The organism is Pleurocapsa sp. PCC 7319, from assembly GCF_000332195.1.
Lineage (GTDB): Bacteria > Cyanobacteriota > Cyanobacteriia > Cyanobacteriales > Xenococcaceae > Waterburya.
In genome coordinates this window covers 5230410-5257106 of record NZ_KB235922.1, presented here as the reverse complement: position 1 = coordinate 5257106, position 26697 = coordinate 5230410, and the positions used below count along the sequence as shown (strand labels likewise).

The following is a 26697-nucleotide window of genomic DNA, read 5'->3' as shown; positions in this document are numbered from 1 at the left end:
TTAAGATCATGGTCATGAAGCTAGAAGAGGTTGTTCCTTTTGGGCGATCGCTAGACGAATATATTAAGATGTTCAATCTCTCCCCAAGTGATTTACGAAAGCGGATTTTAGGGGTAGGTGACGGTCCAGCCAGCTTTAATGCTGAAGGTACAGCTAGAGGTGCAAAAATCACCTCAATTGATCCGATTTATCAGTTTAGCGGGGTAGAAATTAAACAACGATTTGATGCTGTGGTGGACAATATCATCGATCAGATCATCGCTACACCTAAGAATTGGGTCTGGAGTTATCATCAATCACCCCAAGCTCTAAAAGCAAGTCGCATTAAAACTCTGGAGATTTTTCTTCAGGATTATGAGCAAGGTTTTCAAGAAGGAAGATATCTAGCTCAGGAATTGCCCCAGCTTGATTTCACAGATCAAACCTATGACTTAGCTTTATGTTCCCATTTTCTATTTTTGTATTCAGAACATTGCGATCGTGATTTTCATAGTGCCTCAATCAAAGAAATGCTCAGGGTTAGCCGAGAAGTAAGAATATTTCCTCTGTTAACCTTGATGCAAGAAACTTCACCCTACCTCGATGGTATTATGGCTGAGTTTATTAATCTGGGATATTCTGTGACGATTGAGGAAGTACCTTATGAACTCCAACCTGGAGGTAATAAAATGCTTGTAATTAAGATGAAGAAAACAACAGGAGTTTGAAAGTTTCCGTGTTATTAGTATTATCAATAGTTAAACTGCAAATTTCTTAAGTTTGGATTGGTATCATCTGGTTGAGAACTTAAATTTTTCCGAGGTATAGTCATTCCAAATAGGAAACATATGAAATATGGAATAATGAAAAAGAGATTCAAAATAGTTTTGAGGGAATGACTTACAGCATTGATTTACGCAAACGAGTAGTGGAATTTGTTCTTGATGGTGGCTCAAAGGCAGAAGCATCTCGACGATACAAGGTAAGTTTATGGTGCGTTAATGATTGGTGTCAGCGAGAAGATTTAACTCCGCAGCAGCCAAAGGGAAGAAAGCGAAAGCTGGATTGGTCAGCTTTATCTCAGCATATTCAAGAATATCCAGACGCTTTACTTAGAGAACGCGCGCAACATTTTGGGGTACACATAAATGCTATTTGGTATGCTAGCCGAAGGATGAAGTTGACCCGTAAAAAAAACTCTCAGATATAGTGAGCGCAAGCACAATCAAAGAATTACTTTCCTAAGAAGTCTACGTCAAATTGTTACCGAACAAGGGTCATCAAATCTAGTTTATTTAGATGAATCAGGTTTTGAGGCAAACACATATCGTCCCTATGCTTGGTCGAAACGCGGACAGAAGTCTTATGGAGAGCGAAGTGGTAGGCGAGGAACGCGTACTAGCTTGATTGCTGCCAAAAGAGGGAAGAACTTACTTGCTCCAGTTTTATTCCAAGGTAGTACCAATGCATTATGGTTTAACCAATGGCTAGAAGAGTATCTTCTTCCTGAACTTGAACCTAATTCAACTTTGATTCTGGATAATGCACCATTTCACCGTAAAAATGATGTGTTTGAGATTGCCGAACAAGCTGGTCATAAAGTTCTTTTCTTACCACCTTACTCTCCTGACTTTAACCGTATTGAACAAGACTTTGCCATTATTAAAAAAAGACGTATTTATTCTGCTCCAGGTACTTCTTTAGATGACATTGTGAAATCGTACGGAAATTATTTGGAATGACTATAAGAATTATTTACTGGTTGTTGACTCAAAAGCTACAGCAGAACACTCAAGCTTGGCTGAAAAGATGATTTCAAGTCTGTGTAATAGTTAATGGTGTACCCCATTAATACCAAACTATCTGCCTTAGAAGACAACAAAAATTCAATCTGAGGGAATGTAACGTTATCACATTAAACATAATTTTAAAGTAGTTAAATCAATACAATTAAGGTAGAAGAGCTGCTTTAAAACAATGAAATATTCTTCTCATGTAATCAGCTTGATATTATTATCAATTGGGATGCTCGCTTTTCCTGGCATCAAAACAGAAAAAGCTGAAGCTATCGGCTGCGATACTTACTACCGTGTATCTGGAGAAATTAGTGGTTGTAGCGATATTTCTACTGAATATGCTAGAAATCTCTGGATTGAAAAATATAGTGCTTGTTTGGAACAACAATTGCTAACTGCGATCATTGACTATAATCGTAAATTGCCTAATTATTATGCCCAATGGGAGAAAGATAAAGGCTTTAAACCAGATATGAAGTTTGAAGATATTTCCTCCAAGTATCTAGATAGTTCATTTCTAAATTTGTCTGAGAGGAGATCCAGAATTTACAAGGGTTTAAGCGATTTTTGTGAGTAATATCATTTGCTTTTTAGTTCAGACAGATAACTTTAGCGGCTGATAGCTGATAGCTAAAACCAATAAATGATATGTTCTAGCCAAAAACTGAAATGATATATAGCAATACGGACTTACATTAGGACACTCATTACTTATTATTTATTACTTGTTACTTACGAGCAATCAAATAAACTTGTTCTAATACAACTTTGTACGGCTATAAAAAGCTGATGTGGGGATAATTGATTAATCAAGAAAAAAATGCAAAGCAGGAAAACTACTTTGCACTGTTAATTGAAATTTAAAATATGCTGATTATGTTGCTGCACTGCGGCGATTATCGTCCCATGCCAACATAGCGAATACCTCCAGCTTCAACAGTTTTTCGGTCGAGGAAGTTACGTCCATCAATTACTAAAGGATTACTCATTAACTTAGCCATTTTGCTGAAGTCTAATTTGAGGAATTCTTTCCAGTCGGTAACTAAAACTAGGGCATCGCAACTATCCGCCAACATTTCAGCATTAGTTTCAATGATCACGTTAGATAAACCATGACTCAAACCTGATTGAGAAACAATAGGGTCGTAAGCTTTAACTCTGGCACCAAGACGATTGAGTTGCTCGATTAAGTCTAGTGCAGGCGCATCTCTCATATCATCTGTATCTGGCTTAAAAGTTAGTCCCAGTAAGCCAACGGTTTTACCTTTCAAGATTTTCAGCTCATTTTGCAGCTTTTCTAGAGCTAGTAAACGCTGACGTTGATTGACATTAATTGCTGCTTTCAATAGTTCAGTTTCATAACCATAGTCTTCGGCAGTGTGAACTAAAGCTGAGACATCTTTAGGAAAACAAGAACCACCCCAACCAATACCAGCATTTAAGAACTTGCCCCCTATACGGGAGTCTAAACCGATTCCCTGAGCAACTTGGGTAACATCTGCGCCAACACGATCACAGATATTGGCAACTTCATTAATAAAGCTGATTTTAGTTGCCAAGAATGAATTAGCCGCATATTTGATCATCTCAGCAGAGCTAAGATCGGTAACGACCACTGGAACAGGAGGCAAGGATTTATCCTCGGCAAATTCGCGTTTCACAAGAGGTTGATAGAGTTCTTGCATCATGGCGATCGCTTTTTCACTATTGCCACCCAAAACAATGCGATCGGGGTTAAAGGTATCGTATACTGCCGAACCCTCACGTAAGAATTCAGGATTACTAACCACATCAAAGTGAGGTTCAATGTTACTACCAGATTCTTTATGACCATCGAGAACAATCATCCGTACCCAGTCACCAGAACCAATAGGTACTGTAGACTTGTTAACAATCACTTTGTATTCGCCCTTTAAGTGAGTGCCGATACCACGAGCTACAGCTTCAACATAGCGTGTGTCACTTTCTCCTGTTGGCAAAGGTGGAGTTCCCACAGCAATATAGAGGATTTCTCCATGACCTACTCCTTTTGCTAAGTCAGAAGTAAAAGTTAATCTTCCAGATTCAGCAGAAGACTGCATCAGTTCAGATAACCCTGGTTCATAAATAGGCGATTGTCCCGACTGCATCAACTTTACTTTTTCTTCGTTATTATCAACACAAATTACATCGTGTCCGATATGAGATAAACAAACGCCAGTTACCAAACCGACATATCCAGTACCAATAACGCAAACACGCATAAAATTAATTAACCTCTTGCTATCTATTATTTTTTAATTTTCTACTCTCGATGTAACTCGATCCGTAAATCAAGCACCGTAAGAGATTGATACAGAATACTTCTAGAATTAATAGAATTAAATTTTCTCAGTTTCTATCCGAGAACGAAAGTCGGCTATGGTGAGTTTTAAACCTTCTTCTAGATCAATTGTGGGTTCCCAACCCAATAAATTTTTAGCCTTGGTAATATCAGGTTGTCTCTGTAGAGGATCGTCCTGCGGTAGAGGTTTGAATGTCAATTCAGCATCAGGATTAATCATTCTTTGAATGGTTTCAGCAAGTTGCAGAATCGTATATTCACCAGGATTACCAATATTAATTGGACCAATGTGTTCACTGTTCATCAGTCGCATCATTCCTTCCACCAGATCGGCAACGTAACAGAAGCTGCGAGTTTGTAAACCATCACCATAAACTGTCAAGGGTTGTCCTTTCAGTGCTTGAACAATAAAGTTGCTGACCACACGACCATCATTTTCAAACATTCTTGGTCCATAAGTATTAAAAATTCGCATCACACGAATGTCAACATTATTTTGCCGATGGTAATCAAAGGCCAAGGTTTCAGCGACACGCTTCCCTTCGTCATAACAACTGCGAATACCAATACAGTTAACATTACCGCGATATTCTTCTGGTTGAGGATGTACATCAGGATCGCCATATACTTCTGAAGTAGAAGCCAGCAAAAATCTAGCTTTAATCCGCTTAGCTAACCCCAACATATATAACGTTCCCATAACATTAGTTTTAATGGTTTTTACGGGGTTATATTGATAGTGAACTGGAGAAGCAGGACAAGCGAGATGATAAATTTGATCTACTTCGAGACGAATTGGCTCGGTAATATCGTGACGAATCAATTCAAAATAAGGATTATCCATCCAATGAAGAATGTTACGCTTATGACCGGTGAAAAAGTTGTCTAGACAGATAACTTCATGACCCTGTTTCATTAAGCGATCGATAAGATGAGAACCGATAAAACCAGCACCACCAGTTACTAATACTCTCATGCAATTAGATTTAACTAGATTTTCATTTAACTATTGTCAGAAATAATATTAAACTAACGTTGTAATGTTGGCGAGATTAAATCAATTTAAGAGGGAAACCTCATCGGATATTTACAGATTATTTACAGATATTTGTAAATAGTGTTTCGCTGTTGATAAGGACGATCTAAAGAAGCGATCGCCTGCTGTAAATCCTCAACTGTCATGGATGTACCTCCCTGTGCTCCAGCCATAGTGGTTATATGTTCCTCCATCAGCGTTCCACCAATATCATTGCAACCTTGCTGAAGAGCTAGTTTTGCCCCTGCTAAACCTATTTTGACCCAGCTTGGCTGATGGTTAACTATCCAGTTTCCCAGGAAAATACGGGCAACTGCTGTTAAATGCAATACATCTGGTACATTTGGTTGATCTCTGCCCACTCGGCGACGTAATGGCGCCGGTGCTTCTTGCCCGACAAAGGGTAAGATGATAAATTCTGTGATTTTGGCTGGGTAATCATGCGCTATGGCAGTTTCCTGGAGCGATCGCAATTTTGCTAGATGGGCTATTTGCTGTTGGGGAGTTTCAATATGACCCGACAACATGGTACTAGTAGTGGGTATTCCCAGACGGTGAGCGAGACTAATTATTTCTAACCAGGTAGCACTATTTATTTTTTCAGGGCAAATGATATTTCTGACAGAATCATCAAGTATTTCTGCTGCTGTCCCTGGCATGGAACCCAAACCAGCATCTTTAAGAGCTAATAGTACCTGTTCGTAACTGAGATTGTCTTCTCGAGCAATAAACTGAATTTCCTGGGGGGAAAAAGCGTGAAGATGCAGTTGTGGAAAATTTAATTTAATTTCTGTAATTAATTTCAAATAATAAGGAAGAGATGTCCCATTAATTTTTGCTTGAGGGTTTAATCCTCCCTGCATACATATTTCGGTAGCACCAATCTTTATTGCCTCTGCCGCTTTGCTAATTATTTGCTCCGTATCGAGCCAAAATGAGCCAGCTTCATCGGCATCACGACGAAAAGCACAAAAGCTACAGTGTTGTTCACAGATATTAGTGAAATTTATATTGCGATTGATCACATAAGTAATCGTTTCCCCTACCTGTTTTTGACGTAGCAGATCTGCTGTATGAGCTATAGCTGCTCTAGTTTCTATATCTTTTTGCTCAATTAATTTTAAAGCATCAACAACTGAGATATCTAAGCTACTTTCAGCCTTTTTTAAAATATCAGCAACCGTTGATATATTTTGAGTTTGATTAACCACGTTTTATATTAATCAGTACAAGTAATAGAATAGGTTTAGAGACTTATCCTATCACCAGCTAATAGCCAATCGCTAACGGTTTAATTGCCTTTGCAAGATTGCCAAAACTGCTTTTTTGTTAGTGTTAATGTTATAAGATACCTCATCAATTTCAAAATACGCATCATAACTTACTGATCTATTCGGGTAAATCTTGTTCATAAAACTTACTTCCCCGCGATGACAAATTATCTTACTGAATGCTTGATGAAATAAGGCTGACAATTCCTTATTACTATACCTTTCAATATTTCTAGCATCTCTAAAAAACTCTATTAATCTTAATTTTTCTGTATCTTCATCATCACTTTTTAAATAAACACTAGCCTCTAAGTTCTTTAGTTGTTTTTTCTTTTGTTCGATTACATATTCTAAATCAGATACACTTTTAGCAGTATTTTCCAATGTCTTTATTTCTTCTCTTAACTTGAGTAGTTCTTTAGGTTCTTCTAGCTTCTCTTCAACCTTACCTTTTGCCATCTCATTGGCAATTTCGGTAGCAAAAATACCTGCGGCATTTATACTCAATTTGGTTAGCTGTTCAATCCTCAAACCAAAGCTACCTTTTAACTTACATCTATTCTGCTTGCTTCTATTCTTGACCGTATAACTGCTAGGACTAGCCTCCGCACAAGTAATATACTTATGATCTTTATTAAATTGGACTCTCATCTTACTTCCACATGAGCAATATAATATTCCCTTCCATAAGTTAGTTAGTACATTCGATTTGTTGCCTTGTTGAGAAATAGAGAGGATATTGTCTAACTGCTGTAATCTATCCCCACTAACTAGAGGAGTATGGGTATTGTAATACGATTTATCTACTGTTACATAATGAATATGTCCTCTTATGTTGGCGTGTTTTAACCACTTTTTCAGAGCAGCAATACTAATGACAAATTTCTTATCCCTATCAGTTTCTTCATCCCATCCAAATTTATCTCTGGTTAACTTAAGAGTTTTACTATAGTTAGCAGTCTGAATAAAAGTATCGATAATAAAATTGCCTACGTCCCAACAAGTCTCTTGATGATCCCTATACCTATCTAAATTAGGTTCTAATTTTCCATTGATTAACTTATAAGGAAATATATTTCTCATGGGGATTCCATTATCCCTAAGATACTTATGCCCCCTAACAGACCTAAGAGCATTTATTTCAGCTTCTTTTTGTGCCAATGATATCTGAATCCTCAAAGCTAACTTAGCATCTGGAGTATCAAATTTATATTCAGTACCTTCTAAACTCCATAAAGTAGCCCCAGCCTCACTAAAAGCCTCCATCACATCTTCAAAACCCATTACAGACCTACTGAATCTGGTCAACTCAGGTACATATACTTTTCTAATTTTTCCTTTCCTCACCCTGTCTAAAATATTCTGATAGATTTTTCTACTATCATTAGTCCCACTGTCTACCTCATAAAATATCTGCTCCTTCCTAAACCCTGCTTTTAAACCCCTGTCTACATAATGTTTTATTGCTTGGGGTGCTGATGCTTGTTTCTCAGTTGACAATCTAAAGTAGTAAACTGAGTTAATCAAATCAATCATATTGATTAAAATACTGGTTATGGTGTATCTGCATCATAACTACGGCAGGTGATAGTAAATGCAGAAACAAAGAGCCTATATAATTTTAATTTTGGCATTGGTCGCAGCAGCGATCGCTATTTTAACAACCATTCCTCCGCAGCTAGGGTTAGACCTCAGGGGAGGAGCGCAATTAACCATACAAGTTAACCCGACCAAAGAGCAACCCGATGTTAAACCTACTCCAGACGATGTTGAGGCAGTGCAAAGGGTTTTAGAGAATCGGATCAATGAATTTGGGGTCTCCGAAACTACCGTTCAGACTATTGGGGAAGATAAAATCTTAATTCAATTACCAGGAGAAAGTGAACCTCAAGAAGCGGAGAGACGTTTAAAAGGAACGGCTAAATTAGAATTTAAGCAGCAAAAACAAGGTTCTGAAGGAGACTTTGCAGCCGAATCTCAAGTTAGACAACAGCTTAAAGTACAGCAAGCTATTTTAAGTCAAGGTGATTTAAAGCCATCAAATCAAGAAAAACTGGCAGAAGTTACCACATCTCTGCAAAAATCTAATCAGGCGATCGCTGGTTTATTTGAATCCGTCGGCTTAACAGGGACAAATCTTACAGATGCTCGTCCTCAACCCGATGCTACAGGTAATCGTTGGGAAGTAGCAATTAATTTTGACGATCCAGGAGGCAAAAAGTTTGCGGAATTGACCAAGAATTTGGCAGGTACAGGTCGTAGTATTGGAATATTCCTGGATGATGAGTTGATTAGTTCGCCAGTTGTCGGACCGGAATTTGCCGATCGCGGGATTGCGGGAGGTAGAGCTGTAATTACCGGAAATTTTGATTTAGAGGGCGCAAAAGATTTAGCGATCCAGATTAAAGGAGGTTCCTTACCCTTCCCTGTATCCGTAGTCGAAAACCGTACAGTGGGAGCAACCTTAGGACAAGACAGTATCCGTCGCAGTATTATTGCCGCTTGTGTTGGTTTGGTCTTGGTACTGATTTTTATGGCAGTTTACTATCGTCTACCAGGAATTATTGCGGATGGGGCGTTAATTGTTTATGCTCTGTTAACTTTGGGTTGTTACGCCCTGGTGGGGGTTACTTTAACTTTACCTGGAATTGCTGGTTTTATTCTCAGTATTGGCATGGCAGTTGATGCTAACGTGCTTATTTTTGAGCGTACTAGAGAAGAATTACGCGCCGGTAAAACCCTCTATCGTTCTGTAGAATCTGGTTTCTTTCGGGCATTTTCTAGTATTTTAGACAGCAACGTGACTACGGCGATCGCTTGTTTGGCTTTGTTATGGCTCGGTTCAGGACTGGTTAAAGGTTTTGCGATCACTCTTTTAATTGGAGTCATAGTTAGTATGTTTACTGCCGTTACCTGTAGTCGCACCCTGATGTTATTAACTGTTCTTAGCCTGCCAAAAGTCCGACAAAAACCAGAATTATTCTGCCCTAATTTAGATACAGCAGCCAATAATCAGTAGGCAATGACAAATCAACAATAATCAAATGATGAAATTTAGTATTACCAAAAAGCGCGGCTTGTGGTGGGCAATTTCGGGAACAGCTATTCTCGCCAGTATTGCTGCTATGGTTGTCTCTTTTACCAGTTTAAATGCACCTATCCGTCCAGGGATTGATTTTATTGGCGGTACTCGTCTACAGATTGCTAGAGACTGTACTGTTGCCAATAACTGTGAGCAACCCATTGATACAGCTCAAGTACGGCAAGTTCTTGACGAACAAGGGCTGGGTAACAGCAGTATTCAGCTATTAGGAGAAGACAAACAAACTCTCTCTGTGCGGACGGAAAATCTCGATGGCGACCAAAGAGGGAAATTACTCGATGATTTAAGTAATACCATTGGTAAATTTGATAGTAAAACTGTCCAAATAGATTCTGTTGGACCTACTATCGGTGAAGAACTATTCGTTTCAGGAATCTTAGCCCTCCTAGTTGCCTTTTTTGGCATTATTGCCTATCTAAGTATTCGTTTTCAGTTTGACTACGCTCTTTTCGCGATCGCTGCCCTGTTTCATGACGTAATCATTACTGCGGGAATTTTTGCTGTTTTGGGCTTAGTCATCGGTCTAGAAGCAGACAGTTTATTCTTAGTATCATTACTGACTATTATTGGTTTTTCAGTCAACGATACAGTAGTAATTTACGATCGCATTCGGGAGAATTTAGCTGCCAATCCAGAGCGAGCGATCAACGAAATTGTTGATAATGCTGTCAATCAAACCCTAGGGCGATCAATTAATACTACTTTGACTACTTTGTTACCCCTTTTGGGTATATTCCTTTTTGGAGGTCAAACTCTAAAATTCTTCGCTTTAGCTTTAATTATCGGCTTTATTTTGGGAGCCTACTCAAGTATTTTCATTGCCAGTACCCTTCTGGCATGGTGGAGAAATAGTAAAGGAAAAGATTCAGTAGTGATTTCTGATTCGCCCGCATCCGAATAAACTGGCAAAAATGAACTATAACCTGGTTAAACAAAATTATTTAATTTAATTTAGACAGTAGGGGTGCTTTTAAACATTCTGCATTTGAGCTAAGCAAAGTGAGCAAACTTAAATCTGATTTTCAGTCAAAAGTAGCCAAACTATATCGACTAACCGTTTATGGGCGTTGGCTATTTATTTTGTTCAACTGGCTCACATTTGGAGTTTATGCTCTCTGGAATTTAAGAGAAGAAATTGCACTTTGGTTTGATTATTTCACTTGGGCAGCAGTATATTACGGTTTTCACTTTAATTTCGTCCCTACTCTTTGCTTAGCTTTTTGCGTAGGAACTACCGTTTCTGTATTAGTCTGGCAAAGTCGCAATCTTCTTTGGGGTTTACCTGCTCAGGAACAACGTCAGTTAGAAAAACAGGTTAAGAAAATTCTCAAACAGGGAGCAACACATCCTCTTTGGAAATGGATTCAATAATTCACTCGACTGTTGTAATTAGAATTATAGTCAGTCTTAGGTGAATCAAACCCGTCATTTCATGTAAAAATTAATTGGCAAAGCAGATATCTTGCCGAAACTTTAGTTACGAAGGGGCTTGGGGAAGCCGTCACTTCCCCAACTGGGGGTCTGGGGGAAAGTTCCCCCAGAGAAAAATAAGGTTTTGAAGGATAAATTACCAACAAAATAGTTCAAAATCAAGCATTATTAATCCACATTAAGGGTACAGTTTTTTGAACTTTGTGAATGTAATTAAATTTTCTCCCGTATTTTTCTTGTCTGCTTAGTCTTTCTTATCTAATTTCAACCCATCATTCCCAATTTGAGACAAAATTAGCCACCGCTTATTTTTGCTTTATAACCCAGTTTAGTTAGAGTTTCTAGTAACTTTTGCTTGTGATCTCCCTGAATTTCCAAATTCTGATCTTTAACGGTACCGCCACTGCCACACTGACTTTTGAGTTTTTTCAGTAATTTAGCTAGAGTTTCAGGTTTATGCTGGAATCCTGTGAGAACAGTAACCGTTTTACCTTTACGTCCCGATCGCGTTGCCTGTATCCGAATATCTTGTTGTTGGGGTGGTAAATCTGGTACTCCTCTTGCTAACGCCTCGGAGTTGTCAATATTACCAAATTCCTGATAAGCAATACGTTTACGTTTAGCAGCCATCTCTAAATTGCTCTTGTTAGAAAAAAATAGACTTATCTAGTTAAATATAGCTTCCTAGCTGCGGCGAAAATTACTCAATTCTGAAACCCCAATTAGGATATGATGTTTGTGCAATCCTGACAATATCATTAACAACTTCCATGTCTGTAGGCAATGAACCCCCAGAGATTCTAGAGCAAAAACTTTCATATAAAGGGCGTAAGTTTAACTATGAAGTAATCAAACTCCGTCTACCCAATGGTGTCGCGGGAGAATGGGAGTGTATTCGCCATCCAGGAGGAGCCTTAGCTGTTCCTGTAACTTCAGACGGTAAATTTATTTTAGTTAAACAATACCGCTTTACTGTTAATGGGCGGCTCTTAGAATTTCCTGCGGGAACTGTAGAAGCAAATGAATCACCTTTTGCCACCATCAAACGTGAAATAGAGGAAGAAACAGGTTATCGAGCTAATAAATGGCAGGATATGGGCAAATTTATCCTGGCACCTGGATATTCTGATGAATATATCTATGCTTTCTTAGCACAAGACTTAGAAAAATTGGAGGAGCCGCCTCAACAAGACGACGATGAGGATATTGAAGTGGTCTTGATGACTGAGGAAGAATTAGAAGCCGCTATTCTTGCTGGTGAACCTATAGATGGGAAATCGATCGCCAGTTTTTATATGGCACGAGCTTATCTCAAGAGGGAATAAAAGTACTCTTCTACTTAACCTCAATAGAGTACCCACATCGATGTTCTCCATCATTAATCCACTGAGTTCTGGTCACAATACAGTCTGGTAAAACAGCCGCAAACATTTCCAATTCGTGCCCACAAATACTGGGATAAGACTCGGCAACTTCAGAAATTGCACAGTTATGTTCTACCAAGATAAACTGCTGCTTATTCTTGGGTGATACTTGATGCAACTCCGCCATATAGCCTTCATCTTTTCTCAGTTGAACTAGTTTAGCCATACGCTGTTTAAGAGTTCCTTTACCGAGGCGATCGCGATATTCGGCTGCTTTGCGTTGCCATTGTTTTTCTAAAACCTTGCTAACCTGTTCCTCTCCCGCAGTTTCCGCCAGAGTATCTAAAAAAGAAACCGCAAAATCACCATACTTATGCGGACTAAGGCGATCGCGCCCTTGAGGACTCAAATAGTATAAATGCTGCGGTCTACCCATCCCCTGCTGTACGGACTGGTATTCAATTAATCCATCTGCATCCAATTCATTGAGATGGCGACGAATTGCTTGCGCACTAATCTCAAGGTCTTGAGCTAGCTGTTGGGCTGTTGCTTGACCCTGCTTGAGCAAATATTGCAGGATATTTTGTTTGGTAGACGGTAAACCAGTGGTTGTCATCGTCTTGAGAGCTATATTTTGGTCTAATAAAGAAATGATATCAAAAAGATTTTTTTTGACTTAAACAACAAATTTATTGTTAATGTAACCTACAATATACTTAAACAACAAATTTATTGTTAAACTCAGAAGTAATTTCCTTCAACCAAGTCCCTTAAGTTAATTTTACCGAAGCATTAACCATACTCCCTGTTACTGCTCCATAAAATTTTAATAACTCAGAAAAAAATAGTCTATTTAATTCCTTACTATGAGTGCCAACGTTAAAACTTTAGTTAATCAACCCTACAAATATGGTTTCGTTACCGATATTGAGACTGATACCATCCCTCGTGGTCTAAGCGAAGACGTCATTCGCCTCATTTCAGCCAAGAAAAACGAGCCAGAATTTATGCTAGAGTTTCGCCTTAAAGCCTATCGTCAGTGGCTTAAGATGAGCGAACCTGATTGGCCTCATGTTGAATATCCAGCGATCGATTATCAAGACATTGTTTATTACTCTGCGCCGAAGAAAAAACAAGAGAAGTTGGGTAGTTTAGATGATGTAGATCCTGCTTTATTAGAGACTTTTGACAAATTAGGTATTCCTCTTTCCGAACAAAAAAGATTGGGGAATGTGGCAGTAGATGCCATCTTTGATAGTGTTTCGATTGGTACCACTTTCAAAGAGAAGTTAGCAGAAGATGGAGTGATTTTTTGCTCAATTTCTGAAGCTTTACAAGAATATCCTGAACTAGTACAAAAATATTTAGGGAGCGTTGTTCCTGTAGCGGATAATTTTTTTGCAGCTTTAAATTCAGCGGTATTTAGTGACGGTTCTTTTGTTTTTATTCCCAGAGGTGTCACCTGTCCCATGGAGCTATCAACTTACTTCCGGATTAACGATGGCGATACTGGACAGTTTGAGCGAACTCTCATAGTTGCCGAAGAGGGTGCGTCTGTTAGCTATCTTGAAGGCTGTACTGCACCTATGTTTGATACCAATCAACTTCACGCTGCGGTAGTCGAATTAGTGGCATTAGATAATGCTGATATCAAGTATTCTACTGTGCAAAATTGGTTTGCCGGAGACGAAGACGGCAAAGGTGGTATTTATAACTTTGTTACCAAACGTGGTTTGTGTAAAGGAGTTAATTCTAAAATCTCTTGGACACAAGTAGAAACAGGTTCTGCGATTACCTGGAAGTATCCCAGTTGTGTCTTAGTAGGAGACAATTCCGTGGGTGAATTTTATTCCATTGCCTTAACTAACAATAAGCAACAGGCTGATACAGGGACAAAAATGATCCATGTGGGCAAAAATACTCGCAGCACGATTATTTCTAAAGGTATCTCCGCTGGTGATTCTAAGGGTAGTTATCGGGGCTTAGTCAAAATTGGTAACAAAGCCGCTGGTGCGCGCAACTATTCCCAGTGTGATTCTATGCTAATTGGCGATAATGCTGAGGCGAATACTTTTCCTTATATCCAGGTAGATAATAATACTGCCAAATTAGAACATGAAGCCTCCACTGCCAAAATCGGCGAAGAACAGCTATTTTACTTTGCACAACGAGGTATTTCTGAAGAAGATGCTGTTTCCATGTTAGTTAGTGGTTTTTGTAAAGATGTTCTTAATGAATTACCGATGGAATTTGCCGCCGAAGCAGATAAATTATTAAGCCTAAAATTAGAAGGAACAGTCGGATAATAATCTCTACTTTTAACTTTAACCTTAATAAAACTTAATCTAAAGGTGTGTTTTGACAATGCACCTTTTTTGTTTTCTGAGAGATTCAAGGCATAGAAGATCTTCTATTGAGTTGCTGATTGAAAAAACTTTATAGTTATCTAAGTTTTGAATATTATTTCTTCTGTTACATACAATGCTAATAATTTTATTTTCTTACTGTAAGTTAACCACAACCTAAAAGGCATCTTCTGGCTTCTTCCTCAAAGTTTTTTAGAATGGAAACTGGTAATAAAAGTTCAACAAAAGTAATAACCGTTACAAATCCCAAGCAGATGGACTGGAATCAATCTATCTTAAGATACATGTTGTTATGATCATCCGAACCTTTCACTGTTTTCATGCAAAATACGAATATCTGTTAATGAAAAAGTAATGAATTAGTAATTCGTCATAAAATTACCTAGCGTCATGACTGTAAAATTTGAGAAGCATCTTAAATCAGAGCATAAATGTTATTTATATTACACCATCCCGGATAAAGCTTAGCAATCATTAAGATTAAAAATATTGATTTTGTTTTGGTTAATATTCACTACAAATTAATGTCCAATATCAAGCAAAAGCAAATTAAAACTCTGTTAGTTGAGAATAACCAAGAAGATGCATTTTCATTGAGAAAAAAATTAGCCGACACTAGAGAAGTTCGATTCAATTTAACTCACGTTGAAAGACTTGAAAAAGCACTTCAATGTTTACAACAAGAAAGTTTTGATGTTGTTTTGCTCGATCTTAGTTTGCCAGATAGTCATGGATTAGCTACTTTTTTATCGTTAGAAGAAATAGTCCCAAATTTACCGATAGTTCTATTAACAACATTAAACGATGAGTCTTTAGCTCTAGAAGCTATTAGACAAGGAGCTCAAGATTACTTAGTCAAAGAACAAACGACGATAAATGTATTGCTACGTTCGATTAATTATGCTATTGAACGAATGCACCACGTCGAAAAGTTATTTCAAAGTGAAGAACGTTTACAACAAATAAATCGCGAATTAGAAAAACGAGTTAAAAAATGTACTTTTGAACTAAAGTACCAAAATCAGGAACTCAAAAAGCTATTTTTACTGGCTACGACCGACAGAATTACGGGCATTGCTAATCGTTATCGTTTGGAAGATTTTCTGGAGCGGGAATGGGGTGATGCCATCAGAAATCAGGTGCCATTATCGATAATTATGATTGATATTGATCGCTTTAAACTGTATAACGATACCTATGGTCATCCCCAAGGAGATCGATGTTTAAGGCAAGTAGCCCAGACTATTGATGCCACAATCAAACGTTCTAAAGACTTGGTAGCACGTTATGGTGGTGAAGAATTTATCGTAATTTTACCTAATGTTGACATTGATGGTGCCGCGGTAGTTGCTGAAAATATTCGCTCTCAGGTTAAAGCCTTGAATATTGCCCATGCAACTTCAGAAATAAGCGATCGCCTAACAATTAGTTTAGGTGTTGCCAGTACAATTCCTGCACATAATTCTCAAGCTTCAAATTTAATCATGACTGCGGATCGAGCACTCTATTTTGCCAAACAACATGGACGAAATCGCATCGAAATTTATCAAAATCAGTATCAAAACTAGGAGGTATTGTTAATTGACGTTACTATATTTGACTAAGTTCAATGATGTTACCATCTGGATCTTGTGTAAATAGAGCAGGGCGTCCCGAAGCACTCATTTGGATAGGATATCCTTGACTTTCCAATTTGACTTTCGCTTGTTGAATATTATCTACTGCTAGGGCAAGATGCGGATTTCTTCCCCATTTCTCTTGATTGATTATGGGAGAAACATAATTAGGATGAACAATTAGGTGTAGTTGATGTTCTCCAATTTGATACCATGTACCAGAGAATTGAAGCGATCGCTTTGAAGATTTAATTAAACCCAAAACCTGAGTATAGAATTGTTCTGCCTTGTCTAGATCTGAAACCAGAATAGTTGTATGTAGACAGCGAGTAGTTTTCATAGCTTGAGTTATTTTCAATACTCTTGAATCTCAGTTAGATAACTTATTTACCATCTTAATAAATTCCATATTAGATACATATTTAGATACTTACTAATTGTTTCAGTCTTGCTAATCCAGGAATTGTAGTTTCTTTTTCTCCAGCCAATACTACTTGTTCCAGAGTTAAATTAGATGGATCGACTTCTTGCAAGTCTCGGCATCTTTGAGTTTTAATCATGGTAATTTGGCTAGTCAAAACAAAACTGACGAAAGAGGCGATCGCAATGACTGGTAACATCGCAGTACCAGACAGCACACTAAGGATAATACTAGTGCTAACTGGAGTTTTGGTAACAGCTACATTAATTGCTGCCATCAAGCAGACCATACCCACCGTTGGATGAACTTGAGGTACTGCTAAAGACACTGCATAACCAACGTTTGCACCAATAAAAAATAAAGGGAAGATAAAACCACCTAAGAAACCAGAATGGAGGGTAAAGCTGATAGCAAACATCTTAGCTAGGGCGATCGCCAGTAACAAACCAACACCTAAACCAGCACCCGTTTCAATTACAGTCTGAATTTGTGTTTCGCTAAAAAATAGGGTCTGCGGGAAAGCAAAAGCAATTAAACCGATTGATAAACCACCTAGAGTTGCTAAGAGAATTGGATAATGTTCTAAAGGTTTGAGTAACTTACCGATAATGCGAAAGATCACAATAAACAGAACTGCCAATCCAGCACCAATTATGCCCAAAACTAAGCCTTCTAATAAGTTTTGGGGAGAAAGGGCAGGAACTTCTTCAAAGTGGTAAAAACCGCCGATAGTTATGCCCGTATTGAGTCGGAATACGGCAAAGGAAAAAATGGCGGCAATAATCGCAGGAGCGATCGCTTCAAAATACTGCAAACCACGACGATGGGGAATTTCCAGAGCAAATAAAGCTGCACCAATGGGTGCGCCAAAAAAAGCACCTAAAGCGGCACTCATCCCGCAAAAAGTGAGAATTCTGACTGAAGTTTTGGCAAGCTTTAATTTATCTCCCAACCAGCTACCGAAACTACCATTAACTTGAACTAAGGGTGCTTCGGGTCCCGCACTCCCCCCAGAAGTAATGGCAATTAGAGAAGCAACGATCATTGATGGGGTTTTGCGAATATCAATTTTGCCTGGGTCATGAATTTTATCCACTACCTGAGCCATTTCCCCAGGAAGCCCAAAGAAATAAAGAGCCAAACCAACGCAGAATCCACCAATAGTGGTGGCAATCCAGACATAGTTGCTAACTCCAAGCCAACTAGGAAAATAAGGCTTAATTATTTCAGGCAGGTTATGCCACATACCGTGCATCATGGTTTCTAATACGAAGTAATATACAGTAGCAACCATCCCGCCAAAGATACCGATAATTACCGCACAAAGATAAAGCTGTGAGTAAGTAAGTTGTCTATCATTGTTGATTCTTTTCAGGCTCTTGTCATTTTCGTGGCAATTGCCGATCTCAACTTGACCATTCGAGGACATATGTGACTCCTAATATTCGCAAAAAATCTGTTAATATTTATACTTATTTAGAGCAAACGGTAACAATAGCTACATTTTGCTGCATATTTTTGTATGATTAAGATAGACGCTATGAGCTTCAAAAGAAGGGACTACGTGATGTCCGAAAACTTATCTATCAGTTACCAGAGATTGAAATGAAATCCCCAAAAATGTCCCCAGATGTGTTGTATGTCCCTCTTTATTTGAGGAGTTTTAACATTGGCGAGAAAATAATACTAACTTTGTTGATTTTCGTATCGGCGATCGCTGTAGGTTCAATTCCGCTCGTTCTAAGTTTGACTGGAACGCCAGAACAAACCACAACCACGATTTACAGCAGTGAAGCTGAACTTTGGAGGATACTTGGAGAAAGAAAATAAGCTATTTATTTCGATTTGCCCCTGCTTGATATACGGCTGATTCTTCTGGAGTAAAGTGCGCTGTTGATTCTCCATGCTCTCCTGTGGGTTCTTTGAGGAAAAAGGCACAAAGACTAGCCACAATCAACGCTACAACCCCTAACATTTGAAAAAAGAATTTATCTCCACCTCCGCCTTCAGGAAGTAAGCTATAGATAGTAAGATATGCCACTGCCCCGACATTTCCATAAGCACCGACATTACCTGCTATTTGACCAGTGACGCGATGTTTTACCAGAGGAACAATGGCGTAAGTTGCACCTTCTGTTGCCATCACAAAGAAAGAAGCACACATAGTCATAATTACGATTAAAGGCAAAGCTATTTTACCCAAGCTGCTAAAGATTAAATAACCAATTCCCGTACCCGCCAGGGTTACAGCTAATGTCCACTTTCGGCTACCAATCTTGTCAGATAGAAAACCGCCTCCAGGACGAGCGACTAAATTCATAAAGGCATACATCCCCGCAATTCCCCCCGCCAATGCGGCTGTCAAACCAAAGGTATTTTCAAAAAAGGCTGGCAACATCGAAACTACTGCTAATTCCGAGCCAAAACTAGCGATATAAGCCAGTTCCAAAAGTGCCACTTGAGAAAATTGGTAACGATCTGAGGCAGGATAGCGCTTGACCCCAGTTATGAGTTGGCGATTGGCTTGATAAATATTAAATGCCTGGAATAAATATAGAGCTACCAGTCCCGCCCAGATAAGATACATTGTACCTGTGCCGTACAGCTCCACTTTTTGTAAACGCCAAGCAATTACGCCTAAAATTCCCACTAAAGGAACGTTCATAGCTAGCAAAAACCAGAAGTCTTTTTTCGTAGTTACCTCTAATCCCGCGCTACTTTCAGGTCGCTGGTAGACTTTACCAGGAGGTGTATCTTGAACGTTAAAGAAATAGAATGCGCCATAGAGAGCAGCAATAACTCCTGTTAAAGAGATCGCCAGTCTCCAGTTAAGTTGACTCGCAGTTAAACCAGCCGTTATCGCAGCAATAGTTGGCAGGGTAAACGCCGATGCAGCTGAGCCAAAGTTTCCCCAGCCCCCATATATTCCCTCTGCTAAACCGATTTCCTCAGAATTAAACCATTCTGCTACCATGCGAATGCCAATTACAAAACCGCAACCAACAATGCTCAAAGCTAAACGGCTGATTACCAACTGAGTAAAGTTTTGTGCGAGTGCGAAAATGATACAGGGGATAGCTGCATAAATTAGCAAACAAGAATAAGTAATTCGAGGACCAAGACGATCAAGAATCATCCCGACAATGATTCGTGCGGGAACGGTAAGAGCAACATTACAAATAGCAATTGTTCTAATTTGTGCTGGCTCTAAATTAAATTCTGTCTGGATTGCTGTCGAAAAAGGAGCAAAGTTAAACCAGACAACAAAGCTCAAGAAAAAGGCAAACCAAGTTAAATGTAAAATGCGGTAGCGACCGCTAAAGGAAAAAATTCCAGACATAAAATATTCACTTCTTTGATACTTACAGCTTTTTAAATTTTTAGTCTTTTTGCAGTTTTACCTCGGACAAATAGATTTAAATACAGTTAATTTATATTCAAACTATTTGTGTAATTTGAACAAAAAACACAGTAATTTTATGAATAACGACATTCTCACTGCAAACATTATTAGTTTTAATCAAAGACCAATTAATAATCAAACCTAGTGTGAGTGGCATCGGCTAAATGTATCTAAAAGCACACAAACTCTTGAGCGCAGCTTTTTTTAATATTTCTTTATATTGGTTAATGCAGTTTATTTACAATGTCATGATTTATCTACAAAGCTAATTTAAAAACTATTTTTTCTTGACTTACCAAAAAATAGGGAAAAATTTATTGATTAGTCAAAACTGATACGAAAAGAGCGGGTTAATTTGTCTAATATCAAAGATTAGAGATTTAACATTTTAAATATCATTGCTTGATTTTTAAGCCATTTAAATAGCATATTCGTTCGGATCGCAATTTTTAAAAAGCGATTAAACGTTGTGATCAGAGCAATCTATGAAGCTAGTGTGCAGAGCGCGAGCGTTGTCCGTAGCTTTCACGATCGCAGCTATGAATTGGCATACAAAAATCAAACAACCAAATTTGTTACTTGGTTTAGGTAATATGCAGCTAATTAACCGCTTTAAGTTCGATAATCTAAAAGGAGATTTGTTTGGCGGATTAACCGCCTCCATAGTTGCGCTACCCTTAGCCTTAGCTTTTGGGGTGGCTTCGGGAGCAGGAGCGATCGCGGGGCTTTATGGAGCTATCTTTACAGGATTCTTTGCCGCTTTATTCGGGGGTACTCCATCTCAGGTAACGGGTCCGACTGGTCCAATGACTGTAGTAATGGCTACTGTGTTTACCAAGCTGATAGCTGAAAACCCTGAAAATGGCATGGCTATGGCTTTTACGGCAGTGATGCTAAGTGGCGTGTTTCAAATTTTATTTGGCATCCTGCGCCTGGGACAGTTTATTACTCTAATGCCTTACACAGTAGTTTCTGGCTTTATGTCTGGTATTGGCGTAATTATCGTTGCACTACAACTTGCACCTTTGTTGGGTCATCCAGCTCAGAGTAGCGTCCTTGCAGGACTACAGCAGTTACCCGAAGCTCTGACAAATCCCGATCCCGTAGCAGCAGGATTGGGCATTTTCACCTTGGCAATTGTGTTTGGGTGGTCTGGAAAACTGGCGAAAATTGTTCCCTCACCTCTACTAGCACTTATTGTTTGCACTTTAATCTCAATTTTTGTATTTCCCAACAGCGATATTGCTCGTATTGGCGACATTCCCCAGGGATTTCCTCAATTGCAGTTGCCCCGACTCAATCTCAATCAGATTAGAGATATTGTCAGTTATGCTTTAATGCTGGCTACCCTGGGAGCTATTGACTCATTGTTAACCTCTTTAGTCGCTGACAATATTACCCGCACTCGCCACGATTCTGAACAAGAATTAATCGGTCAGGGAATTGGCAATTTACTATCTGGATTGTTTGGTGGGCTTCCTGGGGCGGGAGCAACCATGCGTACGGCTATTAATGTACAGGCGGGAGGAAGTACGCCCTTATCGGGAATGTTTCACGCCCTAATTTTGCTCTGCATAGTTCTCTGGGCTGGAGAAACTACAGCTCAAATCCCTCACGCTGTGCTGGCTGGTATTTTAATTCAAGTAGGGATTAAGATTGTTGACTGGAGCTTTTTGTGGCGCATATGTCAGGTGTCTATGCGAGCTACACTGGTTACATATGGGGTGTTGCTCCTGACAGTGTTTGTCGATTTAGTCACGGCTGTTGTGGTTGGAGCTTTTGTGGCAAATATACTCACTATTCATCGCTTAACCAGCATTCAAGTTAATCAGGTTCGGGCGATCACCAGTACTGATGATGAGTTCATAACCGAGTTAACCCCATATGAATGCGAACTTCTGCGTCAGGTTCAGGAACGAGGGCAAATTATTTTAGTTCATATGAGTGGTCCAATGAGCTATGGGGCAGCAAGAGCGATCTCTTTTCATATGGGGCAAAATTTTGACATTCTAATTCTCGATCTGACCAATGTACCATTAATCGGTGTAACAGCAGCGATGACTATTGAAGCGGAAATTAAAGCAGCCCGTCGCCAACAGCAGGGAGAGATTTTTATTGTTGGGGCTAGTGGTCAGGTGAAACAACGATTACGAAGGTTTCGCGTACAAGATACGCTGCCAGCAGAGAATTTTTTACCTAGTTGCGATTCTGCTTTGAATGTAGCACTAAGTTTTTTCGATACTCATGCTTCAGAGCAAGAGATCTTGCATCATTCTCAAATAGTAAAATGATTTGTACCCGATACAACAATAACTTGATAGACACGACTTGGAAGGTTAGGGCGATCGCTTAACAATTTCGGCAGAAAGTCTTAATTTGTTTTTTGAGAGCGAAAAAGGCGATCGCCACAAACAGCAAAGCAATTCCTGTAAAAACGTAAGTTTGATCTAAGCCAACCATATTAGTGATGGGTTGAGAAACTAGGGGAGATAAAAACTGACCCAGAAAGAAAAAAGTAGTTAGACCGCCCAAAGCCCTACCTCTCAAACTATCGGGAATAATACTGGACAGCCAGACATTAAGATTGGGCATCAACAAGCCAAAGCCTAAACCAGCAATAATCAAACCAATAAGAACGATATTGTAACTGCCAGCTATCCCGATGACTAAATAGCCTGCTGCTGCAATGCCAAAAGCAGTTACCACAATACTGACAAAGCCCAAACGTTCTTTAACAAAGCCATATCTCAGCGAAGCGATCGCACTAGCTAAAGTAGAACCAGCGATCGCCAGACCAGAAGCAGAAGCAGTAGAATTATTAAGGTTTTGCAGATAAAACGGCAGCTGTACGGGAATTAGATAAAACGCCACCATATAAAATAGAGCTACACCATAAATCATTGCCAGCACGCCAATGGGCATACTAGGCTTACTCATGGTTGATTGTTAATAATTTTTGTTTATTAATAGTTACTGATATATTTGACAAGGTTTAATAAAATAGTCTAATATCGAATTAATCACCAAACTGTATATTGATTTACAGTTACACGCAAGAGAAGAGTCCCACTTTGTATGGAGATATTGTCTCTTTCTCTCTTGCTAGTATTGATTACAGTCTATGACTTAGCTGTTAACAGTGAGTACTAAGTAGGATTTGTAGGGGTACTAGTAACATGAAGCTACTAAAACTTAATCGGGGAAAAGACAAAGAGAGATGAAAATTTGTGCTTCAATGTAATGATTTTCCCGCTTTAACCATAATTTTATTAATCATCAATTTTTGTACAGCGCTGTCTTAACTATAGGCAGCGCTTTTTTAGGCTATTAGAATAAACCTCGAAGTGCATCTCTGACACCATCTTCAATACCATCTTCCACGCCTTTTCTAACTCCCTCTTCAACTGGATTAGGACGACCAGAAGCAGGGGAATTGGAAGTGGATGAAGTAGAAGGATTAGAGTTATTATTGACTACAGGACTACCGATAAAAGCAAAACTCATATTAGTAGCTCCATAATCCCAAGTTTTAGCACCATTTCGTTCGCTACCAGTATAAAAGGGCTGTCCGTTATTTAAACGTAGAGTGACAATTCCCCCTTGGATAGTAATCAATCCTGCATTAAGAGCTGATTTACAAATACTGGAATTAGTTGTGTAATTATCAGTTCCCCAGCCCGAAAAACTCGAAGGTCTAAAATCAATCGGGGCAGGACTACATTCAAAAGTATATTGACGACCAATGTATGCTTGTTTATCAAGATCGAAGCTACTAATACTGCTACGCCAATCAATTTCTCTAATGACTTCTGGAGGTTGTTCTTGGTTGGTTGAAATATGTTGCGAGGCCACTGGAGTACCGATAAATGAAAAACTGTTATCTGTGGCTCCATAATCCCAAGTTTTAGCACCATTACGCTCGCTACCAGCATAGAAAGGTTGTCCGGGATCGATACTTAAGGTGACAATTCCCCCCTGGATGCTAATCATCCCTGCATTAAGAGCTGATTTGCAAATGCTGGAGTTGGTCGTGTAGTTATCCGTTCCCCATACCGAAAAACTTGAAGGTCTAAAATCAATTGGGGCAGGACTACATTTAAAAGTGAATTGTTGACCAATATTTTCTGGTTTATCTAGTCTAAAACTATCAATACTACTACGCCACTCAATTTCCTTAATATTAGTAGGTTGAGTGGTTTGGGAGTTGACTTGGTCGATCATCAACAAGTTCAAACTACAAGAAACCGCAGTTAAGCCCAAAGTTGTTCCTAAATATTTGTAGATCATAAACAAATGAAATGCATACTATACTTGGGTTAATCGTTGAATTAAAAATTTTAATATAGTTAGATTATCAACCTAATATACTACAAAAATACACCTAAGGGAAGTCCAAAAAATAAAGCATCCTAACTTAACATTTTTATTCGATGTCTATTTAAGACTCGATATCCAAATGTAAAATATAAGAACCCAAGTGTACTTTTTCTGACCACATTTCATATTCAATCTGGAGATTTTTAGGAAAAGGAGCGTTCTCAACTTTTAAGTAACGGGTAAAGTTGCGAAAACGTATTGATTTACTCGGTTGATTAGAATCAGTATTAAGGCAATATCGGCTCACACCGTATACTCCTCTTTCCCAAAAGTGTCTATAACTTAACTGGCTATTACTCTGCATTGTTAGCATCACTCGATAAGGAGAGATTTCTAACCAAAATAATCCTTGATTAGATTTAGGTTTATCTTCTTCATCTAGTACAAGAGAGTCTGAACAAGGTAAATTTTGTTGATTTAGTAGTAAATGGAATCTCTCTTGATCTTTTTGATAAAGAGATGCCGTCGCCTCAATCACATTCCAGACAGGTAAATCTGTAGAGATAAAGGAAAGATAAACACTTTTATAGCGGTTCACTAACATGTAGAAAAACAAGTATTTTTGCCGAAGCTCATATTCTCTCTAGGATATCCTCAAAATAATGTAGATTGGTAGACTCGAAAATAGTTTTATTAAATACTTGCTAATTGTTTTTCCATTCGTTATTATTGTTTATGGCTACAAAAGCTTTCCTCAGTAGCTCAGTGGCAGAGCGGTCGACTGTTAATCGATTGGTCGTAGGTTCAAATCCTACCTGGGGAGTTTTAAAACATCATCATTAGGTGGATACAAAGGCGCGCTGAGAAAATCCAAACTATTGAGAATCTTAGCTTTCACCACTTGTCCTGTACTAATAATTTGCTGAGTACGGTTAATCAACCATGTAAAAAAAGCCCAGGGTAAATAACGCAACTACATATATAGTTGGAAATGCAAATCGACATATACGATCTAATTGAATGGCAATAAACTTTAGATTTGCCTTATTTAATCCATCAATCACAATATTTTCGGCAACAGTTAACGCCATTACAACAAAGGAAAGAGATAAAATTGCATCCATTAATGTTAGGTAGGAAATGTTGGGAAGATTTTCTGAAATTAGAAATTGATAAGCAACAACTGTCAAAATACCTGTTAAGGAAAAGCTAATGCGATCAGCTAAGCTTTCTTCCCCCATCCAGAACACAGACCAAGAAATTATTACCAATATAACTAGAGGGATTATAATTTTCCACAGATAAAACCCTGGTTTTCGGATTAGTTTGATGTGCATTAAAAACTTGGAAAATGGTTCTATTCCTCTTACTTCCTGCTTTTGCTCTATCCGACTTTTTAAATCTCCAATTTCCCACTCAGGCAGATTAAGATTAGGATTAAATCCTATTTTTTTCTCTTCTCTATCTAATTCCAAATAATTCTCACTCCAAGCAAAAGACTCAATCTCAACATCCAGAGTTTGCTCGTCAAAAGGGAACTTCGTTAAGTCGAAGAAAGATTTAAGTTCAACACTAAATTTTTCTTGATACTCAACAGTACCGTCAGCCAAGATAATCAGTTCTTCATTTTTTCTAAAATATTCTTCTACTTGATTAACGAAAGTAATACTGGGCCACCAGATTCGTTTGAGCTTGACTGCTGCATCTTCTTCCAGATAGGTCTGTTTTTGGAGTTGTTGATCTTGACTATTGTGTTGGAGGCGTGGGTCACACCAAACTAAATTGATTAAACCTTCAAGCCTATAAGTAGTTTCCACAGCATTGACATTAGAAATATTGATAACGTAGAGACCTATATCAACCTTTGTTGTTCCATTAGGGTTGGGCGAATTAACAAAAACTGCTTCCTCAAAGTCAAATTGTGCTTCAGGATTTTTAGCTCCAGAAGTTTTGGGTAATTTATAATCTACCTGTGAGCAAGCAGCAGAGGATACTTCTCTTGGTTGCTGAAGGCTAGGATTATCTTGAGCACTTATTCCAACTTCAATGGCAGAAATAAAATTCACCATTAAAGATGAGGTAAGGCTTAACACGAAACACATAATCAACAATAAACTTTTGTAACCGATTAATCTAAATTTCATTGGTTTCGTAAGTAAATATAATTATGTTGTCAAAGTTGTTGGTAACTCCTAGCTGTATTGAATTGAATAATTTTGATATGTTTTTTCTGCCATCAATATCTACAAATTACCTCCTGATAAGAGACAA

The 26697-nt window shown here is 38.5% G+C and carries 23 protein-coding genes, 1 tRNA gene and 1 pseudogene; 12 read left to right on the top strand and 13 right to left on the bottom strand.

All coding sequences use genetic code 11. The annotated features are described in order from the left end of the window. Positions 1-8: 8 nt before the first annotated feature. The 3 genes and pseudogenes from PLEUR7319_RS0127990 to PLEUR7319_RS0127975 all read left to right on the top strand — a co-directional run bounded on the left by PLEUR7319_RS0127990 (position 9) and on the right by PLEUR7319_RS0127975 (position 2352). On the top strand, positions 9-707 hold the full coding sequence (locus PLEUR7319_RS0127990; protein WP_036799179.1) for a class I SAM-dependent methyltransferase: 699 nt from the start codon (positions 9-11) through the stop codon (positions 705-707). Positions 708-874: 167 nt separating this feature from the next. Then, a pseudogene (locus PLEUR7319_RS40275) lies at positions 875-1721 on the top strand (IS630 family transposase). Positions 1722-1956: 235 nt separating this feature from the next. Beyond that, positions 1957-2352: a hypothetical protein gene (locus PLEUR7319_RS0127975; protein ID WP_019508540.1), complete on the top strand. Its 396-nt coding sequence runs from the start codon at positions 1957-1959 to the stop codon at positions 2350-2352. A gap of 319 nt (positions 2353-2671) precedes the next feature. Here the strand turns inward: PLEUR7319_RS0127975 and PLEUR7319_RS0127970 are convergent, their stop codons facing one another. The 4 genes from PLEUR7319_RS0127970 to PLEUR7319_RS0127955 all read right to left on the bottom strand — a co-directional run bounded on the left by PLEUR7319_RS0127970 (position 2672) and on the right by PLEUR7319_RS0127955 (position 7941). Then, the gene (locus PLEUR7319_RS0127970) at positions 2672-4018 is read right to left on the bottom strand and encodes a UDP-glucose/GDP-mannose dehydrogenase family protein (RefSeq protein ID WP_019508539.1); all 1347 of its coding nucleotides are present in this window, start codon (positions 4016-4018) and stop codon (positions 2672-2674) included. Positions 4019-4135: 117 nt separating this feature from the next. Beyond that, positions 4136-5074: a UDP-glucuronic acid decarboxylase family protein gene (locus tag PLEUR7319_RS0127965; protein WP_019508538.1), complete on the bottom strand. Its 939-nt coding sequence runs from the start codon at positions 5072-5074 to the stop codon at positions 4136-4138. 122 nt (positions 5075-5196) lie between these two features. Continuing rightward, positions 5197-6345: a 7,8-didemethyl-8-hydroxy-5-deazariboflavin synthase subunit CofH gene (cofH, locus tag PLEUR7319_RS0127960; RefSeq protein WP_019508537.1), complete on the bottom strand. Its 1149-nt coding sequence runs from the start codon at positions 6343-6345 to the stop codon at positions 5197-5199. A gap of 72 nt (positions 6346-6417) precedes the next feature. After that, positions 6418-7941 (bottom strand): recombinase family protein, encoded by a 1524-nt coding sequence (locus PLEUR7319_RS0127955; protein WP_019508536.1) that lies wholly within the window; start codon positions 7939-7941, stop codon positions 6418-6420. Positions 7942-7999: 58 nt separating this feature from the next. Between PLEUR7319_RS0127955 and secD the strand changes: the two genes are divergently transcribed. The 3 genes from secD (at position 8000) to PLEUR7319_RS0127940 (ending at position 10879) form a co-directional block, all read left to right on the top strand. After that, the gene (gene secD / locus PLEUR7319_RS0127950) at positions 8000-9424 is read left to right on the top strand and encodes a protein translocase subunit SecD (protein ID WP_019508535.1); all 1425 of its coding nucleotides are present in this window, start codon (positions 8000-8002) and stop codon (positions 9422-9424) included. Between the two features lie 28 nt (positions 9425-9452). Continuing rightward, entirely contained in the window at positions 9453-10409 is a 957-nt protein-coding gene (gene secF, locus PLEUR7319_RS0127945; RefSeq protein WP_019508534.1) for a protein translocase subunit SecF, read from the top strand. 98 nt (positions 10410-10507) lie between these two features. Next, positions 10508-10879: a hypothetical protein gene (locus tag PLEUR7319_RS0127940; protein ID WP_019508533.1), complete on the top strand. Its 372-nt coding sequence runs from the start codon at positions 10508-10510 to the stop codon at positions 10877-10879. Between the two features lie 354 nt (positions 10880-11233). On the opposite strand, the gene PLEUR7319_RS0127935 is transcribed toward PLEUR7319_RS0127940, so the two are convergent. Next, positions 11234-11569: a translation initiation factor gene (locus PLEUR7319_RS0127935; RefSeq protein ID WP_019508532.1), complete on the bottom strand. Its 336-nt coding sequence runs from the start codon at positions 11567-11569 to the stop codon at positions 11234-11236. Positions 11570-11709: 140 nt separating this feature from the next. Between PLEUR7319_RS0127935 and PLEUR7319_RS0127930 the strand changes: the two genes are divergently transcribed. Then, a complete protein-coding gene (locus PLEUR7319_RS0127930; RefSeq protein ID WP_019508531.1) occupies positions 11710-12264 on the top strand; it encodes an NUDIX hydrolase in 555 nt (184 codons plus the stop codon). Between the two features lie 10 nt (positions 12265-12274). Here PLEUR7319_RS0127930 and sufR read toward each other — a convergent pair whose 3' ends face one another. Then, complete coding sequence (gene sufR, locus PLEUR7319_RS0127925) at positions 12275-12919, bottom strand: iron-sulfur cluster biosynthesis transcriptional regulator SufR (RefSeq protein ID WP_019508530.1); 645 nt, start codon at positions 12917-12919, stop codon at positions 12275-12277. Positions 12920-13169: 250 nt separating this feature from the next. On the opposite strand from sufR, the gene sufB reads away from it, so the two are divergent. Together sufB and PLEUR7319_RS0127915 are read left to right on the top strand one after the other, a co-directional pair. Further along, positions 13170-14609, top strand: a complete 1440-nt coding sequence (gene sufB, locus PLEUR7319_RS0127920) for a Fe-S cluster assembly protein SufB (RefSeq protein ID WP_019508529.1) — start codon at positions 13170-13172, stop codon at positions 14607-14609. A gap of 584 nt (positions 14610-15193) precedes the next feature. After that, positions 15194-16237 (top strand): response regulator, encoded by a 1044-nt coding sequence (locus tag PLEUR7319_RS0127915; RefSeq protein ID WP_019508528.1) that lies wholly within the window; start codon positions 15194-15196, stop codon positions 16235-16237. A 22-nt stretch (positions 16238-16259) separates the two neighbouring features. Here the strand turns inward: PLEUR7319_RS0127915 and PLEUR7319_RS0127910 are convergent, their stop codons facing one another. Continuing rightward, a complete protein-coding gene (locus tag PLEUR7319_RS0127910; protein WP_019508527.1) occupies positions 16260-16625 on the bottom strand; it encodes a VOC family protein in 366 nt (121 codons plus the stop codon). Between the two features lie 82 nt (positions 16626-16707). Beyond that, the gene (locus PLEUR7319_RS0127905) at positions 16708-18135 is read right to left on the bottom strand and encodes a chloride channel protein (RefSeq protein ID WP_019508526.1); all 1428 of its coding nucleotides are present in this window, start codon (positions 18133-18135) and stop codon (positions 16708-16710) included. A 176-nt stretch (positions 18136-18311) separates the two neighbouring features. Between PLEUR7319_RS0127905 and PLEUR7319_RS36945 the strand changes: the two genes are divergently transcribed. After that, the gene (locus tag PLEUR7319_RS36945; RefSeq protein WP_019508525.1) at positions 18312-18536 is read left to right on the top strand and encodes a hypothetical protein; all 225 of its coding nucleotides are present in this window, start codon (positions 18312-18314) and stop codon (positions 18534-18536) included. A gap of 1 nt (position 18537) precedes the next feature. Here PLEUR7319_RS36945 and PLEUR7319_RS0127900 read toward each other — a convergent pair whose 3' ends face one another. Continuing rightward, positions 18538-20046: a NarK family nitrate/nitrite MFS transporter gene (locus tag PLEUR7319_RS0127900; RefSeq protein ID WP_019508524.1), complete on the bottom strand. Its 1509-nt coding sequence runs from the start codon at positions 20044-20046 to the stop codon at positions 18538-18540. Between the two features lie 656 nt (positions 20047-20702). On the opposite strand from PLEUR7319_RS0127900, the gene PLEUR7319_RS0127895 reads away from it, so the two are divergent. Then, positions 20703-22400 (top strand): SulP family inorganic anion transporter, encoded by a 1698-nt coding sequence (locus PLEUR7319_RS0127895; protein WP_036800967.1) that lies wholly within the window; start codon positions 20703-20705, stop codon positions 22398-22400. Between the two features lie 58 nt (positions 22401-22458). Here PLEUR7319_RS0127895 and PLEUR7319_RS36940 read toward each other — a convergent pair whose 3' ends face one another. The 3 genes from PLEUR7319_RS36940 to PLEUR7319_RS0127880 all read right to left on the bottom strand — a co-directional run bounded on the left by PLEUR7319_RS36940 (position 22459) and on the right by PLEUR7319_RS0127880 (position 25030). After that, complete coding sequence (locus tag PLEUR7319_RS36940) at positions 22459-23046, bottom strand: MFS transporter (protein ID WP_036799177.1); 588 nt, start codon at positions 23044-23046, stop codon at positions 22459-22461. A gap of 390 nt (positions 23047-23436) precedes the next feature. Continuing rightward, on the bottom strand, positions 23437-24396 hold the full coding sequence (locus tag PLEUR7319_RS38625) for an LCCL domain-containing protein (protein WP_019508521.1): 960 nt from the start codon (positions 24394-24396) through the stop codon (positions 23437-23439). Positions 24397-24547: 151 nt separating this feature from the next. Continuing rightward, positions 24548-25030, bottom strand: coding sequence for a hypothetical protein (locus PLEUR7319_RS0127880; RefSeq protein WP_019508520.1), 483 nt, complete (start codon positions 25028-25030; stop codon positions 24548-24550). 147 nt (positions 25031-25177) lie between these two features. Between PLEUR7319_RS0127880 and PLEUR7319_RS0127875 the strand changes: the two genes are divergently transcribed. Beyond that, positions 25178-25249, top strand: a tRNA-Asn gene (locus PLEUR7319_RS0127875). A gap of 109 nt (positions 25250-25358) precedes the next feature. On the opposite strand, the gene PLEUR7319_RS0127870 is transcribed toward PLEUR7319_RS0127875, so the two are convergent. Further along, the gene (locus PLEUR7319_RS0127870; RefSeq protein WP_019508519.1) at positions 25359-26495 is read right to left on the bottom strand and encodes a hypothetical protein; all 1137 of its coding nucleotides are present in this window, start codon (positions 26493-26495) and stop codon (positions 25359-25361) included. Positions 26496-26697 lie beyond the last annotated feature (202 nt).

What these genes read in the sequence shown, in the direction of transcription:
- PLEUR7319_RS0127990 (WP_036799179.1), top strand. Translation starts at nt 9, where the DNA reads ATGGTCATGAAGCTAGAAGAGGTTGTTCCTTTTGGGCGATCGCTAGAC.
- PLEUR7319_RS0127975 (WP_019508540.1), top strand. Translation starts at nt 1,957, where the DNA reads ATGAAATATTCTTCTCATGTAATCAGCTTGATATTATTATCAATTGGG.
- PLEUR7319_RS0127970 (WP_019508539.1), bottom strand. Translation starts at nt 4,018, where the DNA reads ATGCGTGTTTGCGTTATTGGTACTGGATATGTCGGTTTGGTAACTGGC.
- PLEUR7319_RS0127965 (WP_019508538.1), bottom strand. Translation starts at nt 5,074, where the DNA reads ATGAGAGTATTAGTAACTGGTGGTGCTGGTTTTATCGGTTCTCATCTT.
- PLEUR7319_RS0127955 (WP_019508536.1), bottom strand. Translation starts at nt 7,941, where the DNA reads ATGATTGATTTGATTAACTCAGTTTACTACTTTAGATTGTCAACTGAG.
- secD (WP_019508535.1), top strand. Translation starts at nt 8,000, where the DNA reads ATGCAGAAACAAAGAGCCTATATAATTTTAATTTTGGCATTGGTCGCA.
- secF (WP_019508534.1), top strand. Translation starts at nt 9,453, where the DNA reads ATGAAATTTAGTATTACCAAAAAGCGCGGCTTGTGGTGGGCAATTTCG.
- PLEUR7319_RS0127935 (WP_019508532.1), bottom strand. Translation starts at nt 11,569, where the DNA reads ATGGCTGCTAAACGTAAACGTATTGCTTATCAGGAATTTGGTAATATT.
- PLEUR7319_RS0127930 (WP_019508531.1), top strand. Translation starts at nt 11,710, where the DNA reads ATGTCTGTAGGCAATGAACCCCCAGAGATTCTAGAGCAAAAACTTTCA.
- sufR (WP_019508530.1), bottom strand. Translation starts at nt 12,919, where the DNA reads ATGACAACCACTGGTTTACCGTCTACCAAACAAAATATCCTGCAATAT.
- sufB (WP_019508529.1), top strand. Translation starts at nt 13,170, where the DNA reads ATGAGTGCCAACGTTAAAACTTTAGTTAATCAACCCTACAAATATGGT.
- PLEUR7319_RS0127915 (WP_019508528.1), top strand. Translation starts at nt 15,194, where the DNA reads ATGTCCAATATCAAGCAAAAGCAAATTAAAACTCTGTTAGTTGAGAAT.
- PLEUR7319_RS0127910 (WP_019508527.1), bottom strand. Translation starts at nt 16,625, where the DNA reads ATGAAAACTACTCGCTGTCTACATACAACTATTCTGGTTTCAGATCTA.
- PLEUR7319_RS0127905 (WP_019508526.1), bottom strand. Translation starts at nt 18,135, where the DNA reads ATGTCCTCGAATGGTCAAGTTGAGATCGGCAATTGCCACGAAAATGAC.
- PLEUR7319_RS36945 (WP_019508525.1), top strand. Translation starts at nt 18,312, where the DNA reads ATGAAATCCCCAAAAATGTCCCCAGATGTGTTGTATGTCCCTCTTTAT.
- PLEUR7319_RS0127900 (WP_019508524.1), bottom strand. Translation starts at nt 20,046, where the DNA reads ATGTCTGGAATTTTTTCCTTTAGCGGTCGCTACCGCATTTTACATTTA.
- PLEUR7319_RS0127895 (WP_036800967.1), top strand. Translation starts at nt 20,703, where the DNA reads ATGCAGCTAATTAACCGCTTTAAGTTCGATAATCTAAAAGGAGATTTG.
- PLEUR7319_RS36940 (WP_036799177.1), bottom strand. Translation starts at nt 23,046, where the DNA reads ATGAGTAAGCCTAGTATGCCCATTGGCGTGCTGGCAATGATTTATGGT.
- PLEUR7319_RS38625 (WP_019508521.1), bottom strand. Translation starts at nt 24,396, where the DNA reads ATGATCTACAAATATTTAGGAACAACTTTGGGCTTAACTGCGGTTTCT.
- PLEUR7319_RS0127880 (WP_019508520.1), bottom strand. Translation starts at nt 25,030, where the DNA reads ATGTTAGTGAACCGCTATAAAAGTGTTTATCTTTCCTTTATCTCTACA.
- PLEUR7319_RS0127870 (WP_019508519.1), bottom strand. Translation starts at nt 26,495, where the DNA reads ATGGTGAATTTTATTTCTGCCATTGAAGTTGGAATAAGTGCTCAAGAT.